Below are 23,394 nucleotides of genomic sequence, written 5' to 3' on the forward strand. Positions count from 1 at the left end.
TAACCTTTTAAGCAATGTATAATGGCATTACTTGGAAAAGTTTCTCTAGGATATTTAGGGCATCTTTATTACCTACTTTAATGATAAGACGATCTTCATTCTCTACAATTATATTATCAATATAAAATATAGGTGTATTATTTCTCATAACAGCTAGAATTTTTAATCCATTTGGTAATTTAACCTCAGAAATATTTTTACCTATAATAGTCGACATATTTTCTTCACCATGAACTTTTATTTCGACTAGTAACTCTTCTGTACCTTCAACCTCATACATCTTAAGTATATCAACCTGAGTAAGAAAGGCCTTAATAGTTGTATATGAAAAACTATGTGGTGAAATAGATAAATCTATTAATTTTAAATCTCTAGTAATAGAGTAATATTCAGCACTATTAACAGTAGCAACAGTTTTTTTAGCGCCTAGTTTTTTTGCAAGTATTGATGACATGATATTAACTTCATCGGAATTAGTAAGAGCAAAAAACATGTCAGCTTCATCTATTCCTTCATTTACTAAAAGATTATTATTAATAGGATTGTATTGTAGTACTGTTGATTTAGATAATTGATTTATTGCTACTTCACATTTTTTTGCACTTGGATCTATTATTTTTATTATATATCCTTTATTTTCAAGAGATTTAGCTAAAGTTATACTTGCGTGATTAATCCCGGCTATAAATATTTTTTTGATGTTCGCCTTTTTAGTTTGGAATATAGATAATATTTGAGGAGAATATGCTTTATCAGATAAGTACATTACTCTGTCTCCAGCTTTAATCAAAATATTAGGATCGTTTATGTCAAGCTTATCATCGCCTCTATATACAGATACTATATCAACCTTTACATCACCTAAACCTAAATATATATCTTTTACTGAAAAACTTATTAAAGGGGAGTTCTCTGCAACTTCAACACCAACTATTTGTACTTTTTTGTCAAAAAAATTGGATATAAAATAAGCACCTGGTAGAAAGATTAACTGTTCTAATTGTTTTGTAGTTTCAAAAAAAGATTTAATCACTAAATCAATATTGTTTAATAACTTTGGAAACCTACTATATTCGGAATCCCTGATTCTAGCTATTTTATAAGGTATTTTATATAGTTTATAAGCCATATCACATACAGCTATATTTGTAGTATCATCAGAAGTTACAGCTATTAACATATCAGTGTCTTTAAAGTTAGCTTCCACCATTATATTAGGTTTAGTGACATCACCAATTATGGTTTGCACGTCAAAAGCAGAAGATATAAACCCTAATTTTTCCTCGTCTAAATCAATAACTGATACTTGGTGGTCTAAACTGAGTCTTTGTGTTAAATAAACACCTAGTTGTCCTGCACCTAAAATAGCAATTCTCATATATTATTGATACAATGTTTAAAAAATAATAGATTGCAAACATACTAATCTAAGGTATTAAAATAATCAAATTTTAATTTACTTTGCTAGCGTTTATTATTATCATATCAACAAAATGATACTAAAATGGTATAGTTTGAGCAAATGTTATGCTAAAGATAAGTAAATTATTAGATTATGGACTATTGATAGTAGTTACGATCGCTAAAAATGATTCTTCTTCATATAGTGCTGCAAAAATAGCGGAGGTAACTGGCTTAAACATACCTACTATAAGAAAGTTACTAAACCTTCTTTCCTTAGCGAGTATAGTATCTTCTAAACGTGGTGTTGAAGGTGGTTATACTTTAGTTAAAAATCCTAGAGAAATATCTGTGTTAGAGGTAGTTAAAGCTGTGGAAAGTGATGTCAATATTACTGAATGTTGCGATATACAAAAAAGCTGTAGTGTTTTAAAAAGGTGTACTGTACATAATTATTGGAAAATTATGAATAATAGGGTGTTAAGTATGCTTTCTAATACTTCAATTTATGATATCGTTAATCATAAAGAATAACTAAGAGCTAAATAAAATGAGTGCAAATTTAGATAAATTCATTGAACAAGATTACGAACATGGTTTTGTTACAAATATAGAAACTGAAACTATAGCTGCTGGCCTAAATGAGGATGTTATCAGGCTGATTTCAACTAGAAAAAACGAACCTCAATTTATGCTAGATTGGCGTCTTAAAGGATATAAAAAATGGCTAGAAATGCAAGAACCTAGCTGGGCTGACCTTAATTATCCTAAAATAGATTACCAAGCTATTAGTTATTACTCTTCTCCTAAATCTATGAAAGACCATCCTAAAAGTTTAGATGAGGTAGATCCGGAGATCATTGAAACTTATAATAAACTAGGCATTCCTTTACATGAACAAGAAATGCTAGCAGGTGTTAAAAACATAGCTGTAGATGCGGTATTTGATTCTGTATCTGTAGTGACTACATTTAAAGATAAGCTTGCTGAAGCAGGAGTAATATTCTGTCCAATATCCGAAGCTGTACAAAAGTATCCCGATTTAATACAAAAGTATTTAGGTTCTGTAGTCCCACAAGGTGATAATTTTTTTGCAGCATTAAACTCAGCTGTATTTAGCGATGGTTCTTTTGTATATATACCAAAAGGTGTCACTTGCCCAATGGAATTATCTACATATTTTAGAATAAATGCTATAAATACAGGACAATTTGAAAGAACACTTATTATAGCTGATGAGGGTAGTTATGTAAGTTATCTAGAAGGCTGTACTGCTCCAATGAGAGATGAAAACCAACTTCACGCTGCTGTAGTTGAGCTAGTTGCTTTAAAAGGTGCTGAAATTAAATACTCTACTGTACAAAATTGGTATCCAGGTGATAAAAATGGCAAAGGTGGCATATATAATTTTGTAACCAAGAGAGGTATGTGTAAAGGTGATAATTCTAAAATTTCTTGGACACAAGTAGAAACAGGTTCAGCTATTACTTGGAAGTATCCTTCCGTGGTTTTACGAGGAGATAATTCTGTAGGCGAATTTTATTCAGTTGCTTTAACACGCCATGCTCAAAAAGCAGATACTGGTACTAAAATGATCCATATTGGTAAAAACACTAAAAGTACAATCATTTCTAAAGGAATATCAGCAGGGCGAGCATCTCAAGCATATAGAGGATTAGTTAGAATATCTCCTAATGCAGATAATGCACGAAACTTTTCTCAATGTGATTCTTTACTTATAGGACATAATTGTGGTGCTCATACTTATCCATACATTGAAAATAAAAGTAATAGCTCACAAGTAGAACACGAAGCAACCACATCTAAAATATCTGAAGATCAACTTTTTTACTGTAAGCAAAGAGGAATCTCTGAAGAGGATGCTATCGCTATGATAGTAAATGGATTTTGTAAAGAAGTTTTCAAAAAACTTCCCTTAGAATTTGCCGTTGAAGCACAAAAACTTATGGAAGTAAGCTTAGAAGGTGCTGTTGGTTAAAAAATCCAAATTAACTTAATACAAATCAATAAATAAGGTTAATAAAATGTTGTTAGAAATAGAAAATCTACATGTAAATGTTGGTGATAAACAAATTTTAAAAGGTCTAAACCTAAAAGTTAACTATGGTGAAGTCCATGCAATAATGGGACCAAATGGAGCTGGTAAAAGCACTTTAAGTAATGTTTTAGCAGGAAAAAGTGGTTATGAAATAACTCAAGGCTCTATAAAGTTTGCTGAAAAAGATATAAGAAAACTAAGTATATCTGAAAGAGCTGCTGCTGGAATTTTCTTAAGTTTACAATACCCTATTGAAATCCCTGGAGTTAGTAATGTGCAGTTTTTAAAAACTGCTGTAAATAGTATCCGAAAGCAAAAGGGTGAAAATGAAATGGATGCTATTTCTTTTATGAAAAAGTTAAAAGAAAACATGCAAGTTCTCAAGATTGACCAAAAATATATGTCTCGCGGAGTAAACGAAGGTTTTTCTGGTGGCGAAAAAAAACGTAATGAAATGCTTCAGCTTATGATGCTTGAGCCAAAATTAGCTATCCTGGATGAAACTGATTCTGGTTTAGATATCGATGCTTTACAAATAGTATCTCACGGTGCAAATTCTATGCGTAGTGATAATAGAAGCTTTTTAGTAATTACTCACTATCAGCGACTTTTAGATTACATACAGCCTGATTTTGTTCATGTTTTAGCGGATGGAAAAATAGTTAAAACTGGAAATAAAGACCTTGCTTTAGAATTAGAAGAGAAAGGTTATTCTTGGTTAAATAGTTAAAAAGGTTAAAAAAGATGTTAATAAACAAAAATTCTCTACCAACTATTAAACAAGAAAGCTGGAAATATACAAATCTAGCTGCTATTTACGATAAAAACAATATATCCGAAATACTTAAAGAATCTCCACAAGCTAAAGACTATCTTGAAGGTTTTAAGTTTGATACGCAAGAAAACGTTATAATCATAATTGACGGAGTTTTGGCAATTGATTATCACAATAAACTAGAGTCTATAAGTAGTTTAGAATTTAACAAAGACGTAAGAGAAATGTCTAAATTAGCAATAGAAAATTCAAAACATTTTATAGTAGAAATAGCAAAAAATACTAAAGATTGTCTAAGCCTGATATTTATAAATACTGAAAATGCAAAAGGTAAGCTGACTAATATTGCTTTAAAACTGAAAATTGATATTTTCGCTAGTTTGAATTTGGATATTGATTTTGTGAATTTGACTTCAAATTCCGCTACCAATTTATTTTTAGACATAGAGTTAGCTGAGTCAGCAAGAGTTAATTTTACAAACAATGCTGATAACTCTAATAATATAGAGCTTTTAACTACAGCAAATTATTTAGTAAATTTAGCAAAAAACTCAGAATTTAATGCCTTTAATTTATTAAATAGAGATGCTTTACTTAGAAATGATTTTGTAGCTAACCTTAATCAAGAAGGTTCAAGGTTTGATATCAGAGGGCTTTATTTGCTCAACAACCAAGCTATCGCTAATACTACTTTTCTTGTTAATCATAATGCTTCTAATACTTACAGTAATGTAAACTTTCGTGGAGTAGTTAATGGAAATTCGAAAGCTTGGTTTAATGCTAAAGCAGTAGTTGCTAAAGACGTTAAACAAATTCAAGCTTTTCAAAATAATAAAAATATTCAATTAAGTAACAAGGCTGAAATAAATACTAAACCTGAGTTGGTAATTTATTCTGATGATGTTGTTTGTACTCATGGAGCAACAATAGGGGAGTTAGATAAAGAAGCTTTGTTCTATCTACAATCTAGAGGACTTCCTTTGCATGATGCACAACATTTATTGTTAGAAAGTTTCGTTAAATCCCAATTAACAGCCGATGATTTTCCTTTTGATAATGAAATAATAAAAGAGATTTTAGAGTCATTAGATAGTGTATTGGATTCAGTTATATAAAACTCGGCTATAATTTTATTTACTCTATTAATTAACTACGATTTATCTGCTAAACTTAGAATATAAGAAGACTATAGGGTAAAAAGGTTAAGTTAATGAAAAAAGTTATTTCTACGACTTTGATTAGTCTTGCTACAATGACATCATTATATGCATGTGATAGCAAAGACCAGAGGAAATATAATACTATAAGTTATGCCACTCAAGCTGAAACTAGTGTTAAAAGTGATAGCATATTAGTCCAAGTCACAGCTTATGCTACAACAACTTTACAAGATATAAATAACGTTCAACGTAAAATTACTGCTGATATTAAAAATATTATTGATACTGATTGGAAAGTTAAAAATATTCAACAAAGTACAAGTCAAAGTGGGGCTTTAAATATCACTTTAGAATTACAAGCTAGAATTACTCAAATTCAATTAAATAAACTACAAACTGCTTTAGATAATCAAAAAGTTAATGGACAAAAGCTAGTTGTTGATATTTTAGATTATAATCCACCAACTCAAGATATCGAAAACGCAAAACAAGAGTTGATGATAAAAATATATAATGATGCAAAAAAATATCTAAGTAACTTTAATAAGCAGACTGATAGTAATTACATCATACAGTCAATTAAGTATGGTCCTGATTATAATATATTACCTTCTAGTGGTAATTTGGTATTAATGAAAACAGTAGCAAATAATTATAATGATAATACTAATCAAGCTGCAGTTTCAAAAGATATAAATATAAAAGCAAATGTAACATTTATCGAGAGGTAATAAAAATGGCTATAAGTAACGTTATAAAAACAGATGAAGCGGGTTTCGATAAGATAATTAATAGCACCTCAAAACCAATACTTGTAGATTTTTACGCTGATTGGTGTGGTCCATGCAAAACTCTTGGACCAATACTTGATCAATTGTCTAAAGACTATAAAAATGCTTTGGTTGCGAAAGTGAATGTCGATGATAATCAAGATCTAGCTGCCAAATTTGGTATTAGAAGCATTCCCACATTAATCATATTTAAAAATGCCAAGCAAGTTGAAACTTTAAACGGTGTTTTTACAGCCTCTGAACTTCAAAAGAAACTAGAAGTATATGAGTAGAAATGCTACTGAAAATATGCCGGACTGGTATTTTAATACTAAATTTGAGCTACCTGTAATACCTGAATATTATCCAACAAAATTTGCTATTATTACAGCTTTTAACCCAATGAATCAAGAACTTAGCCTTGAAAAAAACTTATTAAGAAATAAAGTTTTAGAAATTGAGCTTAGGCAAAGTTATGATTGGGTATACCAAATTAACGGGTTCGATGAAAAAACAGGGCATAAAGAAGATGGTTTTATGTTTGAAATGATCTCTATAGATGACGCTTGTAACTTAGGTTTAAAACACTCCCAAGATGCTATCTACTATGTGAAAAATCTCGATATATCTGTAGTGTAGTAGCTCAAACTTGATCTGACAGTCACCAATTAATTTGAGACTGAATTTATTTCTAAACTAGTGTCAGATTTATCAAACATATTACCTAAATTTTTCTCTTTTGCCAAAGGTTTTGAGTCAATAAAAGTTTTCATAGGCGTTTTTCCATAACAGTGCTTACCAGAATGTGGTCTATCGTTATTGTAATAATCCAGCCATATATCAACATCTTGCTGAATCTCCTCAATCGTTGAATAAACCTTTTTTCTAAACATTGTCTCATAACATTCATTTTTCATAGTTTTATGAAATCTTTCACAGATACCATTAGTTTGAGGGGAGTTAGCTTTTGTTTTAGTATGGTCAATGTCTTCTATGCTTAAGTACATCTGGTAGGAATGATTCTCCAGCTTTCCACAATATTCCGTGCCTCTATCTGTTAATACTCTTAATAGATCTATTCCATGTTCCTCAAAGAATGGTAATACCTTATCATTAAGCATATCAGCAGCTACTATTGCATTTTTTTCTGTATATAACTTAGCAAATCCTACTCTAGTATACGTATCTACAAATGTCTGTTGATATATCTTACCTATACCTTTTATATACCCTACATAGCTATCTTGAGATCCTAAGTAACCTGGATGATGCGTTTCAATCTCACCAGTAGCAACCTTTTTAGCTTTTTCTTTTTCTAAAGCTTGTAATTGAGCTTCTGTAAGTATAAAGCCATCTTGAGCTACTTTGGTCTCTAGTGCTGTTAATCGCTTCTTAAAATTCTCTAAGTCATGTCTAAGCCAAATAGATCTAACTCCACTTCCTGAGACTAATATTCCTTGCTTTGCTAATTCATTTGATACTCTATGTTGTCCATACGCCGGATATTCATAAGCCATATTAACTACTGCTTGCTCAATATGTGCCTCAACTCTATTTTTCTCTAATGGCTTCTTACGGGATATTTCTTGTAAAGCTAATTCTCCACCATTATCGTATAACTCTTTAAAGCGATAGTAGCTGTCTCTTGAGTAACCCATCACTTTACAAGCTTGCTTGACATTACCTAATTGTTTTGCTAATTCTAACAGACCTAATTTGGGTTTGATTATCTTTTGAGATGCATTCATTTTATTCTTCCTTAATTTGACATCTTATTTTATACACAATGTCAGATTAAGTCAAAGCTATTACATCTGTAGCTAAATGTGCTATTGGTCAAAGAAAAGCTATAAGGGTAGGGAAGTTTCTATCTAGGATCGTTTGATATATTTAACGATACATTCCAATTCATTTAAATATTCTAAAAAGTCTTTTTTACCTTTTTCTGTAATAGAATAAGTTGTCATAGGCTTGCCTGATTTAAATGATTTCTTGCTGATAATGTAGCCATTTTTTATAAAAACTCGCATATGAGTGCTCATATGACCATCTGTTAACTCAAGTAAAGCCTTTATGTCTTTAAAACAAGCATTTTCTATAGAATATAAATAAGTTATAATTTTCGTTCTTATCGGCTGATGAAATATATCATTTAACATTATATAAAATAACCCTAAATAGTTTATTTTTACTCTTTAAATAAATAGTACATTTTTTTTGCGAAAAATAAATTTTTAACGAGTTTTTTTAAGTATTTTATTGTATAGGTGTACATGTGTATAAGAATCACATATCTATCAACAAAATATAAACATTCGCATAATATATATTATGTTAAATTATATATTATTGATAAGTGACTGTTTAAAACATGTTGATAACTACTCTTTTACTAAATTGATGGGTAAAAACTTACGAATAAACAACTTGTAATCTGTCGATAATTTCTAAACTTGCTGGTAAAAATTTATACCTTTTAAGTTCCGAAATTTCTACAAGCTCTAGCTGCTGATTTTCTTTTGGATAAGGCTTATTTTCAAACTTATCAATAATAAAAAATTCTAAACTTACTTCCACACCATCCCTATTAACGTATTTTTTCTTAAAGAAATTATTTATAGATTTCGCTAGTATTCCAACCTCTTCATAAAGTTCTCGTTTAATACACTCTACAAAAGTTTCATCCTTCTCAACTTTACCACCAGGAAATTCCCAGTAGTTAAAATAAGTTTGGTGTTTTTGTCTTAGTGTTATATAGACTTTAGAACTTTTATCATCTAGAATTATCCCTATCGCTGCATTGATTTTTTTCATGTTTGTTTTATTAAAAAAATAAAGGTCATAACTATATAATATGTTTCAAAACCATAAAAGTGAAATTTTACTTGCAACTCCACTTATTAAGAATGACGTTATATTTACGCAATCTGTAATATACCTATGTCAGAACGATAAGTATGGAGCTATGGGGCTAATTATTAATAAACCTTTAGCAGAAACCTTGAAAGATGTGTTTGAAGAGCTAGAGATACCTTGTTTACACACTTTCGAAGAAATCCTTAATCATCCTCTTTATATGGGTGGGCCTATTAGTTCACACAAAATCTTAATTTTACATACTACTAACGGTAGAAACTATAGTTCAACTATTAGACTAGATGAAGGTTTAGCTATTACAGCTTCTGTAGACATTTTAGAAGATCTAGCTAATAATATCCTACCAGAGTATTTTCTACCAATAGTTGGTTATAGTTGCTGGACTGCTGAGCAGCTAACCAACGAAATTAAATCTAATGATTGGATTGTTACAACTAAGCTTAGTAAAAAAATTTTATTTAATTATGAAAATAAATCAAAATGGCAACATCACCTAGAACATGCCGGTTATAGTTTCCAAAATTTAAATACCTTGTTTAAAAACATAGGGCATGCTTAATTTATGTTTAAAGCTTTACTAGCTATAGATTATGGTAGAGCGCGGATTGGGCTAGCTAGTGGTCAAATGATCACAAAAACAGCCTCCCCAATTGGCACAATTGAAGCTTATGATGGTAAACCCAACTGGTTTGAGCTTGATAAGATTATAAAACGTTGGAATCCTTCTGATATTATAATTGGACTGCCCTTAGACACAAAAGATCTTGATACCGATATAACTAGGGACGCTCGTAACTTTGCTAAAGAAGTTGAAGATAGATACCAAAAAAACGTGCATCTAATAAATGAAGCTTACTCAACTAGAGAAGCACGGTGGCGTTTAGAAAGTGTTAAAAATAAAAAAGTCAGTCACGTGAAAGTTGATGCTTTAGCAGCTTGCGTGATTTTAGAAACATGGATGTCTGAGAACTAGATATTTTGTTTGTTTTCACATAGAATTACCTAATTAGTTTTCGCAATAAATTAACTAGGTTTTATTATTCAATGAAAGAATACAATTTCACTAGCATAGAACAAGATGCTCAAAAATATTGGCAAGAAAATAATAGTTTTAAAGCTATTAAAGATACATCTAAAGAAAAATTTTATTGTTTGTCAATGTTACCGTATCCTAGTGGTACTTTACATATGGGACATGTAAGAAACTATACAATAAGTGACGTTATTGCTAGATACCAAAAAATGCTAGGGAAAAATGTTTTACATCCTATGGGGTGGGATGCTTTTGGCTTACCTGCTGAAAATGCTGCTATTAAACATAAACGATCTCCATATGAGTGGACAAAAAGTAATATCTCTCATATGAAATATCAATTTAACTCTCTAGGTTTTAGTTTTGATTGGTCAAGAGAAATAGCCACATGTGATGAGGATTATTATAAATGGGAACAGTGGTTTTTTATTCAGTTATATAAAAAAGGTTTAGCTTATCGCAAAAACTCTGTAGTAAATTGGGATCCTGTTGATCAAACAGTTTTAGCAAATGAGCAAGTCATAGATGGTCGTGGCTGGAGATCTGGTGCTTTAGTAGAAAAAAAAGAAATTCCACAATGGTTTCTTAAAATTACTGAATATGCCGATGAGCTTTTAAGAGATATAAATAAATTAGATGGTTGGCCTGAAGCTGTTAAAACAATGCAAACTAACTGGATTGGAAAATCTAAAGGTTTAACAGTTAAATTTAAGATTAAAAATAGCCACCAAGATGATATAGAAGTATTTACTACTCGCCCTGATACTTTAATGGGTGTAAGTTACTTAGCTGTAGCTCCGGAGCACCCTTTGGTTTTAGAACAAACAAAGTCAAATTCTGATTTAAATAAGTTTATAGATGAATGTAAAAAATCTTCGACTATGGAAGCAGATCTTGCAACACAAGAGAAAAAAGGTTTTAAAACTTCTATAAAAGTTATTCACCCTATTTCTAATGAAGAAATTGATGTTTGGGTAGCAAATTTTGTATTAATGGGTTATGGTACTGGTGCTGTTATGTGTGTTCCAGCACATGATCAAAGAGATTGGGAATTTGCAAAAAAGTATAATATTTCTCTAAAACAAGTTATTAAATCTAATGATGAAAAGCTAAATGTTAATTTAGAAAAAGAAGCTTTTGTAGAGAAAGGCATCTTGATAAATTCTGGCGAATTCAATGATTTAAACTTTAAGCAAGCATACCAAGCTATTAAAAAATACCTTTTTGATAATGATAAAGGTAATGAAACAACTAATTTTAGAATACATGACTGGGGTATTTCTCGTCAAAGGTATTGGGGCTGCCCTATTCCTATGATTCATTGTGATAGTTGTGGAATAATACCAGAAAAAGAAGAAAACTTACCTGTAAGATTGCCTACAGAGGTTACCTTAACAGCTGCAGGCTCCCCTTTAAAAGATATGCTAGAGTTTTTGGAAGTTAGTTGTCCTAACTGTGGCGCTAAAGCAAAACGTGAAACTGACACTTTTGATACGTTTTTTGAATCATCTTGGTATTATGCAAGATATACTTGCCCTACTGCCAATCAAATGCTTGACACTGAAGCAAATTATTGGTTACCAGTAGATAAATATGTAGGTGGTATTGAACATGCTATCATGCATTTATTATATGCAAGATTTTTCCATAAATTAATGCGTGATCAAGGCTTAGTTTCTTCTGATGAGCCTTTTGAAAACTTACTTACTCAAGGTATGGTTTTAAAAGATGGTGCAAAAATGTCTAAGTCAAAAGGTAACACTGTAGACCCTCAAGAATTAATAGATAAATATGGCGCTGATACGGTTAGACTTTTTAGTATGTTTGCTGCTCCACCAGAGCAATCTCTAGAGTGGTCGGAAACAGGTGTTGAAGGAGCACATAAGTTTTTACGTAAAGTATTTAACTATGCTCAAACCAATCAAAATGAGTTAATCGCTAATTTCCAAGTTGACCACGAAAAGCTTACAAAAAGTGATAAAACAACTCGTTTTGAGATACATTCAGCTCTTAAGCAGGCTATTTTTGACTTTGATAAAAGCCAGTTTAATACCGTAGTTTCTGCTTGTATGAAAATATTAAATAGTTTAAACAGTAATGAAAATTTAGCAAAAGATATAAAATCTGAAGGCTTTAATATCTTACTTCGACTATTAGCTCCTTTTACGCCGCATGTATGTCATTATTTATGGCAAAAGCTTAACTTAGGGGACGATATTTTAAATTCTAATTTCCCATTAGTTGATGAACAAGCTCTTAAAAAAGATGATTTCTTATTAGTGGTACAAATAAATGGTAAATTAAAAGCTAAGTTAGAACTAGATGCTAACTTGTCAAAAGAGCAAGTTGAAGCGGCTGTTTTATCCGATAACTATGTAAAAACTGTAATTGAAGGTAAAGAAGTTATAAAAGTGATTTACGTACCACAAAAACTAATAAACATTGTAATAAAATAGGTGCTTTAAATGAAAAGGTATATTCTCGTATTATTTATTATTTTATTATCTTCGTGTGGTTTTCACCCACGTGGCGTCTCAATAAATGGTGGTGCTAGTACATTTGATAGTATTGTAGGCACGAAATTTTATATTGAATCTAATGACTTTGATCAATACGCAAATGAACTAAGAAAAACTTTAGTAAGTTATAAAGCAAATATTGTCACAAATGATAAAGATGCTGATTATATCATAAATATCCAAGATGCTGCTAAGACGTCACAAATGACAAGTGTTGTTGGCGGTGCTTCAAATAATACATATCAGCTAATATACACAGTAACATATAACATAGTTAAACCATATGATGAAACTCCAGTTGTACCGAATAAAACCCTAAGTACACAACAATTCTGGCAGTCTAACTCCGGTACAGTACTAGCTCAAGATAATGAAGCAAGTAGAACTTATAATTATTTACAGGATCAATTAGTAAATAATATGGTTAATCAAATAGCCTTACTTTTACCTGAACAAGTTAGTAATGATACTACTACATCAATAGCTGCTAGTAATAAAGGATCTCAGCAAAATAGCTCTAGTTCTGACAAAAATCTAGAATCTTCTAATACACAAGGAAAATAATATCTAAGAGGAACACGATGATGGAAACTTTAATATTTTTTTATACTAAATTGCTAGGGAATAACAGTATCGCAAATGTTTTGAGTTTCGCGACTATTTTTGTAATAGTACTATTTATATCCTGGATGCTAAATTTGGTACTAAAAAAATATATAGTAACTATTGTTAAAGTTTTTTTTAGTAAAAAGGATTCTAATTTTGGAAAATCTTTAATTAAATACCATGTTTTTAGAAAGTTATCCCATATAGGGCCTGCCATTTTTATATATGTAGCTATTAGCTTAGCCAGTTTTCCAGATTGTCCTTGGACATTAAATTTAGTAAATGCTATAGAATTAATTGCTCAAATTTATTTGACATTAGTTATTATATGGTTTTTCATAGCTTTCACAGATGCTATTTTTGAATATTTTCAAACTTTACCATATTTTGCAAGACATTCATTACGTAGTTACGCTCAAATCATAAAGATAATTTTATTTTTCATAGCTTTTATATTAGTAGTATCACAATTATTAAATAAATCCCCTATTGCTTTTTTAACAGGATTAGGTGCTTTATCTGCTGTATTAATGTTAGTTTTCAAAGACACTATTTTAGGTTTTGTTACAAATATTCAAGTAGCAGCTTTAGATATGGTGAGAGTGGGTGATTGGATTACAGTACCAGCTGCTGGCGTTGATGGTAATGTCATAGAGGTTTCTGTAAATACTGTAAAAATACGTAATTTTGACAAAACTATTTCAACGATTCCAACATATGCTCTTATCAGCAATAGTGTCCAAAACTGGCGAGGTATGGTTGAAACCGGTGGCCGTAGAATAAAGCGTTCAATAAATATTGATATTGATACTATAAAATTTTGTAATGATGACCTTTTAGGAAAATTAAAACAAGAAGAGTTGCTAAAAGACTATGTAGCAAAAAATAATAATGAAAAAATAACTAACATAACCTTGCTTAGAGTTTATATAGAAAATTATTTACGTAAACATCCAAAAATACACCAGGATCTAACTTTTTTAATAAGAGAATTACAACCTACTGAATCTGGTTTACCTATAGAGATATATATTTTTACAAATGACACCGATTGGGTAAACTACGAAAAGATCCAAGCTGATATTTTTGATTATATTTTTGCTAGTTTATCAATGTTTGAATTAAGAGCTTTCCAGGCTATTACAGGTAGGATAACACCAAAAGATTAGTAATTAGCTTTATAAAAAAATTAGCACTTAGGAAGTGTTACTCCAAATTGACCTTGGTATTTACCACCTTTATCAGCATATGAAGTTTCGCAAGGTTCATCAGATTGAAAAAATAGCATTTGAGCAACACCTTCATTAGCATATATTTTAGCCGGTAATGGAGTTGTATTTGAAAATTCTAGGGTTACATATCCTTCCCACTCTGGCTCAAGTGGCGTTACATTTACAATAATACCACACCTTGCATAAGTAGACTTACCAAGACATACTACTAGCACATCTCTAGGTATTTTAAATTTCTCAACGGTACGTGCTAAAGCAAATGAGTTGGGAGGAATAATACAAACATTCCCTTTAAAATCTACAAAGTTCTTATCACTAAAATCTTTAGGATCAACTATAGATGAATTTATATTTGTAAAAATTTTAAACTCATCTGCACAACGTACATCATACCCATAGCTTGACGTTCCATAAGAAACTATTTTTTCACCATTTACTATTTTAACTTGCCCTGCCTCAAAAGGTTCTATCATGTTTTGTTCTTGGGACATTTTTTTAATCCATTTATCTGATTTAATTGTCATTTTTACTCACTTATTTTTCTAATTTAACGCCAATAGAATCCAAGCTACTTGCTTTAGGTAACTTTTGTATTTCATGTAATAAACTTTCAGCTACTGTTAGATAGCTTATAGTTATACTATCGTTTTTCTCTAGACTTACATATGGTTTACCGTGATCTGAATTTTCTCTGATATCTTTATGCAAAGGTAAACTTCCTAAAAATTCAATATTGTTTTTACCACAAAGTAAATGAGCACCATCCTCACCAAAAATATGCTCACTATTACCACATTTTGGACAAATGTAATAGCTCATATTTTCTACTATACCTAAAGTTTTAATATCCACTTTTTCAAACATTGCTATTGCACGTTTAGCATCTATTAAGGATAAATCTTGGGGTGTAGTTACAATCACAGCACCTGTTACAGGCATATTTTTCGATATGGTCAATTGGATATCCCCTGTTCCAGGTGGTAAATCTAAAAATAGATAATCTATATCCTGCCAATCGGTATCATTAAGAAGTTGCATTAATGCTCGCGAAACTATAGGACCCCGCCAAATTACAGCGGATTCTGGATCAATTAGGTTACCGATTGATATCATCTTTACACCATATCGCTCTAAAGGAATAATTTTTTTCTTATCTGTAGTTTTTGGATTATCTTTAAGATTTAGTAAAGTTGGCTGGCTAGGGCCGTAAATATCAGCGTCTAAAATACCGACTTTGGCTCCCATCTTAGCAAAAGCTACGGCCAGATTAGTTGTGACAGTTGATTTACCAACTCCTCCTTTGCCTGAAGCAATTAGGATAATATTTTTTATATTAGGTAGTAACTTTTGTCCAGGTTGGACTTTCTTTTTTTCAACGTTCTCTATCTTTTTCATGCAATTAATTTTCTATAATTTGATGACATTATACTTTATTAGTTTTATTTTAAAAAGGTAGTTAAAATTGTTTTTTTTGGTCTAAAGACTAAGAAATATAGGTTAACCTATCAAAAATTAAGTCAACCTAACATATATAGTAGACCTCACATATGTTAAAATTCCTATAGATTCTGAAATTATTTTTTTAACGTTAGGTACGCGTTGTTCTATAAATGGAAAATTTTTTATTAAGTTTGGTATATATTTTAGAGGCAAACATCATTCTGTTTGTTTGCCAAGTATTCACTATAATTGTTGTTCTGAAGCTTATCGTTGATAAAAAATCAGCCTCAAATATATTAGCTTGGCTTTTAGCGATCTTATTTATTCCATATATAGCTATTCCCTTCTTTTTTATATTTCAGCGTAAAGATAGACGGAGTTTTTGGCAAAAAGAAGCTATGAGTATACGTCAGCCTTCTTTAGAAAATATTTGTATTAAAGGTGATACTGCTTATAGAAACCTTCCTACAGATATTATAAATGTTTTTTCAAATCTTGAGCTGCCTACTTTAACAGCTAACAATTTTTTTGAAATATATACTGATGGTGTAAGCTCATACAAAGCTTTTATGGAAGCTATAAATTCTGCTAAAACAAATATATATATACAAACATATGTCTTTAAATACGACACAACCTCTAGATTAATACTCAATGCGTTAGAGAAAAAAGCCTCTTGTGGTGTAGAAATTAAAATAATGATAGATGCTTTAGGATCCTTTTATGTTTACCGTCATAATAGGAGAATATTCAGTAATTTACGTAAGTTAGGTGCTAAAGTTGTTTTTTTTATGCCTATACTAATAAATCCTTTACGTAACTACATTAATTATCGTAACCACCGTAAAATTTACATTTTTGATAACCATACAGTATTTAGTGGCGGTATGAATATTGGCGATGAGTATATGAGCCCTATAGAGCATGAAGGAATGTGGGATGATTTATTATTTAAAATTCAAGGAGAATCTTTAGTATACTTTCTAAAAGTTTTTTGTTCAGATTGGCATTTCGCAACAAGTGAAGAATTAGACTTTAAAATAAAAAATAATGTTAAAGAAAAATGCTTTACCCAGGTTATCCCATCTGGTCCAGATATGCAGCGAGACCAGCTATATGCTGGGTTAATTACAGCAATAAGCTCAGCAAAAAACAGACTATGGATTATTACACCATACCTAATACCCTCAGCTGATTTGTTTCAGGCAATAGTACTTGCTAAACGCAGAGGCATAGATGTCAAAGTTATAACTCCTAAACAGTCAAATCATAAAATAGTTGATAAAGCTAGAACTAGCTATATCAGAGAATTACTTAATTGCAATATTGAAGTGCATTTTACAAAAAATATGGTTCATGCAAAAGCTGTTTTGATAGATGAAAATATAGCCATGCTTGGTTCTGTAAACCTTGATAATCGTAGTCTATTTTTAAATTATGAACTAACTACATTTATTTATACTCCTAAGCAAGTACTAAAGTTATATAAGTGGGCAGAAAAAATTATTGGAGATTCAAGTCAAGATACATCTCATATAACTAATAAACGAAGTAGTTTAATAGTAGAAAGTATTATGAAAATACTTACTCCTTTGATGTAAACTAAACTCTCTGTTCTATAGCAAACTTTTCTTTTAGAGTTTCTAGAACTTTTTCTGTATTTTCTAGAATTATTTTCTCATCTAAAGTTTGATTATTATCTTGGAAAAGCACACTTAGAGCTATACTTTTTTTAACATTTGATTGCTCTTGATAGATATCAAAGATATTTATATCTTTTAAGATAGTCATATTTAATTCGTTAATAGCATTTATAATATCGCTAGCTAAAACATCTTTACCAACTAGAAATGAAATATCTCTAGATACTGATGGATATTTAGAAATTTTTTCAAAACTAGGAATTTCTTTTTGAGTTAGGATATCTAAATCTAGTTCAAAAACTATAGGAGCTTTTGCTTTGATTTGAAAGGTTTTAAGTACTGATGGATGGATCATTCCAATAGTTCCTACTTTCTTACCTCTAGCTAAGATGTAGGCAGACTGGCCTGGATGTAACCAGTGAATATCATCGCAAACCTCAAAACTTAAGTTAACTACATCATTACATAATGCTTCGACATCTGATTTCATATCAAAAAAATCTACTTTTTTAGGGTTAGACCAATTAATATTCAAAAGGTCACCATAAGCTAATCCAGCAATTCTATTAAGCTGACTTCTTTGATTGTCTTTTAACTTAAAGCAAGCACCCTTTTCAAATATTCTTACTCTATTTTGCTGACGAGAGATATTTACTTTAAAAGTATTTAATAATCCTGGGATAAGAGATTGTCTCATTACAGATAAATCTTGCGAAATAGGGTTTTGTATAGTTACTCCTCTACTATCAAAGAAAAATTCGTCATATTTAGGATCGATAAAACTATAGTTAATAATTTCATGGTAACCTCTATCGATAAGTCTAGATTCTAAAATTTCTACCGCCTGTCTACTTTCTGAAATATTTACTTTAGATGCTCGATATAAAGGCATAGTTTCTGGTAAATTTGAATATCCATAAACTCGAGCAACCTCCTCTATCAAATCTTCAGGAATTTCCATATCAAAACGATATGATGGAGGAGTCACCTCCAAGCAACATTCATCTGTTTTTTTGGCTTGCATATGCAATGCTGTAAGTACGTTAAGCACATAATCAATTTCAAAATCCGTACCTAAAACTCTATTTAGCTTTTTGATACATAAATTTATAGTAATTTGTTTATTTAAAAACTCTAAATCTTCTTGACAAGAAATTTCACCAACTTTTCCACCAGCTATATCAGTTATTAGCTGTATAGCTAACTTCATAGCAGAGTTAGCAAGCTTAGGGTCAACACCTCTTTCAAACCTATGTGATGAATCTGTATGTAAATTATATTTACGAGCTTTACCTGCTATTTTCTCTGGTACAAAAAAAGCACTTTCTAAGAATATATTTTTAGTATTAGCTGTAATAGATGAATCTAAGCCACCCATAACTCCAGCTATTGCTAAAGCTTTTTTCTCATCAGCTATCACAAGAGTGTCGCTATCTAATACAACCTTTGTATTATCTAAAAGAGTTAACTCTTCTTGGTCGTTTGCATACCGAATATTAATACCACCTTCTAACTTATCTAGGTCAAAAGCATGCATTGGTTGACCTAAAAGTAACATTATGTAATTCGTAACATCTACAAATAAAGAAATACTACCAATTCCGCTTCTTCTAAGTTTTTCTTGCATCCATAAAGGTGTAGTAACTGAAGTATCAACATCTCTTATAATACAACCATAGTAACTTTTACAAGCATCTAAAGCAGTTATCTTGATATCTTTAGCATCTTGTATTTGAGATTTTGGTTCCACTATTTCAATAGTTTTTAATTGTGATTTTGTCAGAGCCGAAACTTCACGAGCTATGCCATAGACACTTAAGCAATCTGCCCTATTTGGTGTCAAATCGACTTCTATAATATTATCGTCTAAATTAAGGTATTTATTAATATCTTCACCGATAGGAGCATTTTGTGGTAAATCCATTAAACCATCAGCATTTTCTGCCAAACCAAGCTCTTGTTCTGAACACATCATTCCAAAAGATTCTTGGCCTCTTAATTTGGATTTTTTAATTTTAAAGTCACCTGGTAATACTGCCCCTATTTTTGCCACTGGCGCTTTCATACCTTCATAGATATTTTTAGCACCACAAACTATTGTTAAAGGCTCTAGTTCAGCAACGTCTACTGTGCAAACATTTAATTTCTCTGCATCAGGGTGTTTTGTAATAGTTTTTATTTGACCAATTACAACATTACTGACTTTTTCAGTAACTACTGCTTCTACAGCGTCAACTTCTAAGCCTGCCAATGTCAGTGTGTCTGCTAGGTCTTGACTACTTTGAGTAGCATCTAGATACTCATTTAACCAATTATGACTAAATTTCATTTGTAAAATCTCCTAAAGATGTTGATTTAAAACATCTGCAAAATAAATAACTTAATTACAGCGTATTATTCTATATATAAAATAATATTTCAAATCTACTAACGTAAACTTTTAAATTTAAAATAATAACTCATGCTATTATAACAACATATATCTGTGTGTAAATTTTGTATTAACAAATTTTCTAAAATGTCACATGAATTGGTCTTAAATTTGGTGTTTACTTTTGTAAATTATTTAACTTTATGTTATTTCTATTTAGTTGAGTGGTTCAAATAAAGAAGGAAATATAAATGAGAAAATACGAAGTACAAGATAGAGAAACTGGAAATTCAATAGAAGTATTTAACTCTTATGAAGAGGCTAAAAATGCGTTAGAAGAGTACGAATCTCAAGATGAGAATGGTGGGGTATACGAAGAAGACTTGTATGTTATAGTTGAAGTTGATGAACCGTTATAAAAATAATCTATATAATTGCGATCTAAAACCATTTTTTAATGTCATATACTAAAATCCACCTAGAATTATAAGGTTGCTGTAAAAATCCTAGATAAGGTTCTACTTTATGGTAGGCTTTCGTTTGAAAATATTAATTTTTTACACTACAAGAGTTAATATTTTCAAGTAGTCAACTAACAAACTAAGGGGGATTAGTTATGACTTACAACAACGACAATAACAATACAAAAAAAAGTAGGACAGAGATAAGTGAAGAAGCTGCTCAAACTAGAAAAGAGCATAATCCCGATGCTTTCTCTGAAATGGGTAAAAAAGGAGCTCAAGAAAGGCACAATAAATCATCAGAGGAAGAAAGTGAAATAGCTAAAAAAGCGGCTCAAACTAGAAAAGAGCATGATCCTGATGCTTTCTCTGAAATGGGTAAAAAAGGAGCTCAAGAAAGGCACAATAAATCATCAGAGGAAGAAAGTGAAATAGCTAAAAAAGCGGCTCAAACTAGAAAGAAGCATGATTCTGAGACATCTTCTGTCGGTAATAACAAAGGTGGTACCAACCAAAACCAAAATGAAGATGAAGATGAAGATGATAACAAAAACAAAGGCAATAAATAAAGGGGCTGTTGCAAGCTGGAGTTAGATGGGAGGTAACAAGGCAAAAATATTCAATTTCAGTTTGCAACAGTCCCATAAATTACAAAATCTGAAGTATACCAGTAATTGTAGTAGCTCAAACTTGATCTGACAGTCACCAATTAATTTGAGACTGAATTTATTTCTAAACTAGTGTCAGATTTATCAAACATATTACCTAAATTTTTCTCTTTTGCCAAAGGTTTTGAGTCAATAAAAGTTTTCATAGGCGTTTTTCCATAACAGTGCTTACCAGAATGTGGTCTATCGTTATTGTAATAATCCAGCCATATATCAACATCTTGCTGAATCTCCTCAATCGTTGAATAAACCTTTTTTCTAAACATTGTCTCATAACATTCATTTTTCATAGTTTTATGAAATCTTTCACAGATACCATTAGTTTGAGGGGAGTTAGCTTTTGTTTTAGTATGGTCAATGTCTTCTATGCTTAAGTACATCTGGTAGGAATGATTCTCCAGCTTTCCACAATATTCCGTGCCTCTATCTGTTAATACTCTTAATAGATCTATTCCATGTTCCTCAAAGAATGGTAATACCTTATCATTAAGCATATCAGCAGCTACTATTGCATTTTTTTCTGTATATAACTTAGCAAATCCTACTCTAGTATACGTATCTACAAATGTCTGTTGATATATCTTACCTATACCTTTTATATACCCTACATAATAGCTATCTTGAGATCCTAAGTAACCTGGATGATGCGTTTCAATCTCACCAGTAGCAACCTTTTTAGCTTTTTCTTTTTCTAAAGCTTGTAATTGAGCTTCTGTAAGTATAAAGCCATCTTGAGCTACTTTGGTCTCTAGTGCTGTTAATCGCTTCTTAAAATTCTCTAAGTCATGTCTAAGCCAAATAGATCTAACTCCACTTCCTGAGACTAATATTCCTTGCTTTGCTAATTCATTTGATACTCTATGTTGTCCATACGCCGGATATTCATAAGCCATATTAACTACTGCTTGCTCAATATGTGCCTCAACTCTATTTTTCTCTAATGGCTTCTTACGGGATATTTCTTGTAAAGCTAATTCTCCACCATTATCGTATAACTCTTTAAAGCGATAGTAGCTGTCTCTTGAGTAACCCATCACTTTACAAGCTTGCTTGACATTACCTAATTGTTTTGCTAATTCTAACAGACCTAATTTGGGTTTGATTATCTTTTGAGATGCATTCATTTTATTCTTCCTTAATTTGACATCTTATTTTATACACAATGTCAGATTAAGTCAAAGCTATTACACAGTAATCAACTTTAGTAATAATTCTTTTACTGGTTTTTTTCAGCATTTTCTACCCAATTAAATAGTCTATCTATAAGCTAACTACTCTTCTTAAAACTGCTTTAAAAATCTTAGATCATTTTCAAAGAACATTCTTAGATCATCTATTCCATATCTAAGCATAGAAAGCCTTTCAACTCCCATACCAAAGGCAAAACCTTGGAATTGAGTAGAGTCTATAGAACCTGATTTTAAAACTTTAGGGTGAACCATGCCGCAACCTAATACTTCTAGCCACCCTGTATTTTTGCAAACCCTACAACCAGAGCCTCCACATATAACACACTCTATATCAGCTTCTGCTGAGGGTTCAGTAAATGGAAAATAAGAAGGCCTAAACCTTACTTTTAGATCTTTTTCAAAAAATGAACTTAAAAAAGCATGTAATAAACCTTTTAAGTCTGCAAAAGATACATCTTTTTCAACTAGTAGACCTTCTACTTGATGAAACATCGGTGTGTGAGTAACATCAGAATCACAGCGATATACCCTACCTGGAGCTATAATTCTGATTGGTGGCTCCTGCTTTTCCATAGTACGAATTTGTACACCAGATGTATGTGTTCTAAGAACATGAGATTGATCAATATAAAAGGTGTCATGCATAGCACGAGCTGGATGATGTGAGGGAATATTTAGTGTTTCAAAATTATAATAATCACTTTCTATTTCAGGTCCAAATTCTATACCAAAGCCGTTTTGTTTGAAAAAAGATTCTATTCTATTTAATGTTTTTGTAACAGGATGAAGAGAGCCTTGGCTTTGCCCTACTCCTTTTAAAGTCACATCTATTTTTTCTTGTGCTAGTTTTTGATTAATCTCTTGTTCTTCAAAAAAAGCTAGTTTTGTATTTATAGCATCCTGCAAAGCTTGTTTAGCAACATTTACAGCTTGACCAAGTTTAGGCTTTTCTTCATTTGGTAATGAGCCTATCATTTTCATCATATCAGTTAGCTCACCTTTTTTACCAAGGTATTTAACACGTATATCATCGACAGATTTTCTATCTGTGACAAGGTTAAGCTCATCAAGAGCTTTTTCTTTCATTTGCTCTACTAGTTGCATACTTATTTCCATTTAAAAACTTATCGATATTATAGACAAAAAATATTTTTATTAAAATTCTAAAACTTATAAAATTAAGCTTTTA

General features: G+C 31.0%; 24 protein-coding genes. 15 read left to right on the top strand and 9 right to left on the bottom strand.

Features of this window, described 5'->3' with window-relative positions:
• Positions 1-7 precede the first annotated feature (7 nt).
• A complete protein-coding gene (gene trkA / locus FRA_RS03900) occupies positions 8-1,378 on the bottom strand; it encodes a Trk system potassium transporter TrkA (RefSeq protein ID WP_035719082.1) in 1,371 nt (456 codons plus the stop codon).
• Between the two features lie 149 nt (positions 1,379-1,527).
• Between trkA and FRA_RS03905 the strand changes: the two genes are divergently transcribed.
• The 7 genes from FRA_RS03905 to FRA_RS03935 all read left to right on the top strand — a co-directional run bounded on the left by FRA_RS03905 (position 1,528) and on the right by FRA_RS03935 (position 6,804).
• Positions 1,528-1,935, top strand: coding sequence for an SUF system Fe-S cluster assembly regulator (locus tag FRA_RS03905; RefSeq protein ID WP_035719083.1), 408 nt, complete (start codon positions 1,528-1,530; stop codon positions 1,933-1,935).
• Between the two features lie 16 nt (positions 1,936-1,951).
• Positions 1,952-3,400 carry a Fe-S cluster assembly protein SufB gene (gene sufB, locus FRA_RS03910; RefSeq protein WP_035719085.1) on the top strand — a complete coding sequence of 483 codons (1,449 nt, stop codon included), beginning with the start codon at positions 1,952-1,954 and terminating at the stop codon, positions 3,398-3,400.
• Between the two features lie 46 nt (positions 3,401-3,446).
• Positions 3,447-4,190 (top strand): Fe-S cluster assembly ATPase SufC, encoded by a 744-nt coding sequence (gene sufC / locus FRA_RS03915; RefSeq protein ID WP_035719087.1) that lies wholly within the window; start codon positions 3,447-3,449, stop codon positions 4,188-4,190.
• 14 nt (positions 4,191-4,204) lie between these two features.
• Positions 4,205-5,350: a Fe-S cluster assembly protein SufD gene (gene sufD, locus FRA_RS03920; protein WP_035719088.1), complete on the top strand. Its 1,146-nt coding sequence runs from the start codon at positions 4,205-4,207 to the stop codon at positions 5,348-5,350.
• Between the two features lie 95 nt (positions 5,351-5,445).
• Positions 5,446-6,126: a hypothetical protein gene (locus tag FRA_RS03925; RefSeq protein ID WP_035719091.1), complete on the top strand. Its 681-nt coding sequence runs from the start codon at positions 5,446-5,448 to the stop codon at positions 6,124-6,126.
• A 5-nt stretch (positions 6,127-6,131) separates the two neighbouring features.
• Positions 6,132-6,458 (top strand): thioredoxin, encoded by a 327-nt coding sequence (trxA, locus tag FRA_RS03930; RefSeq protein WP_035719092.1) that lies wholly within the window; start codon positions 6,132-6,134, stop codon positions 6,456-6,458.
• The gene (locus FRA_RS03935) at positions 6,451-6,804 is read left to right on the top strand and encodes a DUF3293 domain-containing protein (protein WP_081835916.1); all 354 of its coding nucleotides are present in this window, start codon (positions 6,451-6,453) and stop codon (positions 6,802-6,804) included. The genes trxA and FRA_RS03935 overlap by 8 nt, the downstream gene beginning before the upstream one ends.
• Positions 6,805-6,833: 29 nt before the next feature.
• Here the strand turns inward: FRA_RS03935 and FRA_RS03940 are convergent, their stop codons facing one another.
• The 3 genes from FRA_RS03940 to FRA_RS03950 all read right to left on the bottom strand — a co-directional run bounded on the left by FRA_RS03940 (position 6,834) and on the right by FRA_RS03950 (position 8,979).
• Positions 6,834-7,913, bottom strand: coding sequence for an IS481-like element ISFw3 family transposase (locus tag FRA_RS03940; protein WP_035718769.1), 1,080 nt, complete (start codon positions 7,911-7,913; stop codon positions 6,834-6,836).
• Between the two features lie 123 nt (positions 7,914-8,036).
• Positions 8,037-8,324, bottom strand: a complete 288-nt coding sequence (locus FRA_RS03945; protein ID WP_035719094.1) for a winged helix-turn-helix domain-containing protein — start codon at positions 8,322-8,324, stop codon at positions 8,037-8,039.
• Between the two features lie 253 nt (positions 8,325-8,577).
• Entirely contained in the window at positions 8,578-8,979 is a 402-nt protein-coding gene (locus FRA_RS03950; protein ID WP_035719096.1) for a (deoxy)nucleoside triphosphate pyrophosphohydrolase, read from the bottom strand.
• A gap of 40 nt (positions 8,980-9,019) precedes the next feature.
• On the opposite strand from FRA_RS03950, the gene FRA_RS03955 reads away from it, so the two are divergent.
• The 5 genes from FRA_RS03955 (at position 9,020) to FRA_RS03975 (ending at position 14,369) form a co-directional block, all read left to right on the top strand.
• Complete coding sequence (locus FRA_RS03955; protein WP_035719099.1) at positions 9,020-9,601, top strand: YqgE/AlgH family protein; 582 nt, start codon at positions 9,020-9,022, stop codon at positions 9,599-9,601.
• A gap of 3 nt (positions 9,602-9,604) precedes the next feature.
• Entirely contained in the window at positions 9,605-10,015 is a 411-nt protein-coding gene (ruvX, locus tag FRA_RS03960; RefSeq protein ID WP_035719100.1) for a Holliday junction resolvase RuvX, read from the top strand.
• 71 nt (positions 10,016-10,086) lie between these two features.
• Entirely contained in the window at positions 10,087-12,531 is a 2,445-nt protein-coding gene (leuS, locus tag FRA_RS03965; RefSeq protein ID WP_035719101.1) for a leucine--tRNA ligase, read from the top strand.
• 9 nt (positions 12,532-12,540) lie between these two features.
• On the top strand, positions 12,541-13,158 hold the full coding sequence (locus FRA_RS03970) for an LPS-assembly lipoprotein LptE (RefSeq protein ID WP_035719102.1): 618 nt from the start codon (positions 12,541-12,543) through the stop codon (positions 13,156-13,158).
• Positions 13,159-13,178: 20 nt separating this feature from the next.
• Positions 13,179-14,369 carry a mechanosensitive ion channel family protein gene (locus FRA_RS03975; protein ID WP_035719159.1) on the top strand — a complete coding sequence of 397 codons (1,191 nt, stop codon included), beginning with the start codon at positions 13,179-13,181 and terminating at the stop codon, positions 14,367-14,369.
• Between the two features lie 20 nt (positions 14,370-14,389).
• Here the strand turns inward: FRA_RS03975 and dcd are convergent, their stop codons facing one another.
• On the bottom strand, positions 14,390-14,956 hold the full coding sequence (gene dcd / locus FRA_RS03980; protein WP_035719103.1) for a dCTP deaminase: 567 nt from the start codon (positions 14,954-14,956) through the stop codon (positions 14,390-14,392).
• A 10-nt stretch (positions 14,957-14,966) separates the two neighbouring features.
• Entirely contained in the window at positions 14,967-15,827 is an 861-nt protein-coding gene (locus FRA_RS03985; RefSeq protein WP_035719105.1) for an Mrp/NBP35 family ATP-binding protein, read from the bottom strand.
• Between the two features lie 215 nt (positions 15,828-16,042).
• On the opposite strand from FRA_RS03985, the gene cls reads away from it, so the two are divergent.
• Complete coding sequence (gene cls / locus FRA_RS03990; protein WP_035719107.1) at positions 16,043-17,473, top strand: cardiolipin synthase; 1,431 nt, start codon at positions 16,043-16,045, stop codon at positions 17,471-17,473.
• Position 17,474: 1 nt separating this feature from the next.
• On the opposite strand, the gene pheT is transcribed toward cls, so the two are convergent.
• The gene (pheT, locus tag FRA_RS03995) at positions 17,475-19,844 is read right to left on the bottom strand and encodes a phenylalanine--tRNA ligase subunit beta (protein WP_035719109.1); all 2,370 of its coding nucleotides are present in this window, start codon (positions 19,842-19,844) and stop codon (positions 17,475-17,477) included.
• Positions 19,845-20,137: 293 nt separating this feature from the next.
• Here pheT and FRA_RS04000 point away from each other — a divergent pair, with 293 nt between their 5' ends.
• Together FRA_RS04000 and FRA_RS04005 are read left to right on the top strand one after the other, a co-directional pair.
• A complete protein-coding gene (locus tag FRA_RS04000; RefSeq protein ID WP_155960865.1) occupies positions 20,138-20,305 on the top strand; it encodes a hypothetical protein in 168 nt (55 codons plus the stop codon).
• A 197-nt stretch (positions 20,306-20,502) separates the two neighbouring features.
• Positions 20,503-20,916: a hypothetical protein gene (locus FRA_RS04005; RefSeq protein ID WP_464110815.1), complete on the top strand. Its 414-nt coding sequence runs from the start codon at positions 20,503-20,505 to the stop codon at positions 20,914-20,916.
• 140 nt (positions 20,917-21,056) lie between these two features.
• Here the strand turns inward: FRA_RS04005 and FRA_RS04010 are convergent, their stop codons facing one another.
• Both FRA_RS04010 and pheS read right to left on the bottom strand, forming a co-directional pair.
• Positions 21,057-22,139, bottom strand: a complete 1,083-nt coding sequence (locus FRA_RS04010; protein ID WP_035719039.1) for an IS481-like element ISFw3 family transposase — start codon at positions 22,137-22,139, stop codon at positions 21,057-21,059.
• 156 nt (positions 22,140-22,295) lie between these two features.
• Positions 22,296-23,309, bottom strand: a complete 1,014-nt coding sequence (pheS, locus tag FRA_RS04015) for a phenylalanine--tRNA ligase subunit alpha (protein ID WP_035719113.1) — start codon at positions 23,307-23,309, stop codon at positions 22,296-22,298.
• Positions 23,310-23,394 lie beyond the last annotated feature (85 nt).

The organism is Allofrancisella heilbronnii (assembly GCF_000710735.2).
Taxonomy (GTDB): Bacteria; Pseudomonadota; Gammaproteobacteria; order Francisellales; family Francisellaceae; genus Francisella; species Francisella frigidaquae.

Excerpts from the sequence above, each read along its gene's own strand:
- trkA (WP_035719082.1), bottom strand. The coding sequence starts at position 1,378 with ATGAGAATTGCTATTTTAGGTGCAGGACAACTAGGTGTTTATTTAACA.
- FRA_RS03905 (WP_035719083.1), top strand. The coding sequence starts at position 1,528 with ATGCTAAAGATAAGTAAATTATTAGATTATGGACTATTGATAGTAGTT.
- sufB (WP_035719085.1), top strand. The coding sequence starts at position 1,952 with ATGAGTGCAAATTTAGATAAATTCATTGAACAAGATTACGAACATGGT.
- sufC (WP_035719087.1), top strand. The coding sequence starts at position 3,447 with ATGTTGTTAGAAATAGAAAATCTACATGTAAATGTTGGTGATAAACAA.
- sufD (WP_035719088.1), top strand. The coding sequence starts at position 4,205 with ATGTTAATAAACAAAAATTCTCTACCAACTATTAAACAAGAAAGCTGG.
- FRA_RS03925 (WP_035719091.1), top strand. The coding sequence starts at position 5,446 with ATGAAAAAAGTTATTTCTACGACTTTGATTAGTCTTGCTACAATGACA.
- trxA (WP_035719092.1), top strand. The coding sequence starts at position 6,132 with ATGGCTATAAGTAACGTTATAAAAACAGATGAAGCGGGTTTCGATAAG.
- FRA_RS03935 (WP_081835916.1), top strand. The coding sequence starts at position 6,451 with ATGAGTAGAAATGCTACTGAAAATATGCCGGACTGGTATTTTAATACT.
- FRA_RS03940 (WP_035718769.1), bottom strand. The coding sequence starts at position 7,913 with ATGAATGCATCTCAAAAGATAATCAAACCCAAATTAGGTCTGTTAGAA.
- FRA_RS03945 (WP_035719094.1), bottom strand. The coding sequence starts at position 8,324 with ATGTTAAATGATATATTTCATCAGCCGATAAGAACGAAAATTATAACT.
- FRA_RS03950 (WP_035719096.1), bottom strand. The coding sequence starts at position 8,979 with ATGAAAAAAATCAATGCAGCGATAGGGATAATTCTAGATGATAAAAGT.
- FRA_RS03955 (WP_035719099.1), top strand. The coding sequence starts at position 9,020 with ATGTTTCAAAACCATAAAAGTGAAATTTTACTTGCAACTCCACTTATT.
- ruvX (WP_035719100.1), top strand. The coding sequence starts at position 9,605 with ATGTTTAAAGCTTTACTAGCTATAGATTATGGTAGAGCGCGGATTGGG.
- leuS (WP_035719101.1), top strand. The coding sequence starts at position 10,087 with ATGAAAGAATACAATTTCACTAGCATAGAACAAGATGCTCAAAAATAT.
- FRA_RS03970 (WP_035719102.1), top strand. The coding sequence starts at position 12,541 with ATGAAAAGGTATATTCTCGTATTATTTATTATTTTATTATCTTCGTGT.
- FRA_RS03975 (WP_035719159.1), top strand. The coding sequence starts at position 13,179 with ATGGAAACTTTAATATTTTTTTATACTAAATTGCTAGGGAATAACAGT.
- dcd (WP_035719103.1), bottom strand. The coding sequence starts at position 14,956 with ATGACAATTAAATCAGATAAATGGATTAAAAAAATGTCCCAAGAACAA.
- FRA_RS03985 (WP_035719105.1), bottom strand. The coding sequence starts at position 15,827 with ATGAAAAAGATAGAGAACGTTGAAAAAAAGAAAGTCCAACCTGGACAA.
- cls (WP_035719107.1), top strand. The coding sequence starts at position 16,043 with ATGGAAAATTTTTTATTAAGTTTGGTATATATTTTAGAGGCAAACATC.
- pheT (WP_035719109.1), bottom strand. The coding sequence starts at position 19,844 with ATGAAATTTAGTCATAATTGGTTAAATGAGTATCTAGATGCTACTCAA.
- FRA_RS04000 (WP_155960865.1), top strand. The coding sequence starts at position 20,138 with ATGAGAAAATACGAAGTACAAGATAGAGAAACTGGAAATTCAATAGAA.
- FRA_RS04005 (WP_464110815.1), top strand. The coding sequence starts at position 20,503 with ATGACTTACAACAACGACAATAACAATACAAAAAAAAGTAGGACAGAG.
- FRA_RS04010 (WP_035719039.1), bottom strand. The coding sequence starts at position 22,139 with ATGAATGCATCTCAAAAGATAATCAAACCCAAATTAGGTCTGTTAGAA.
- pheS (WP_035719113.1), bottom strand. The coding sequence starts at position 23,309 with ATGCAACTAGTAGAGCAAATGAAAGAAAAAGCTCTTGATGAGCTTAAC.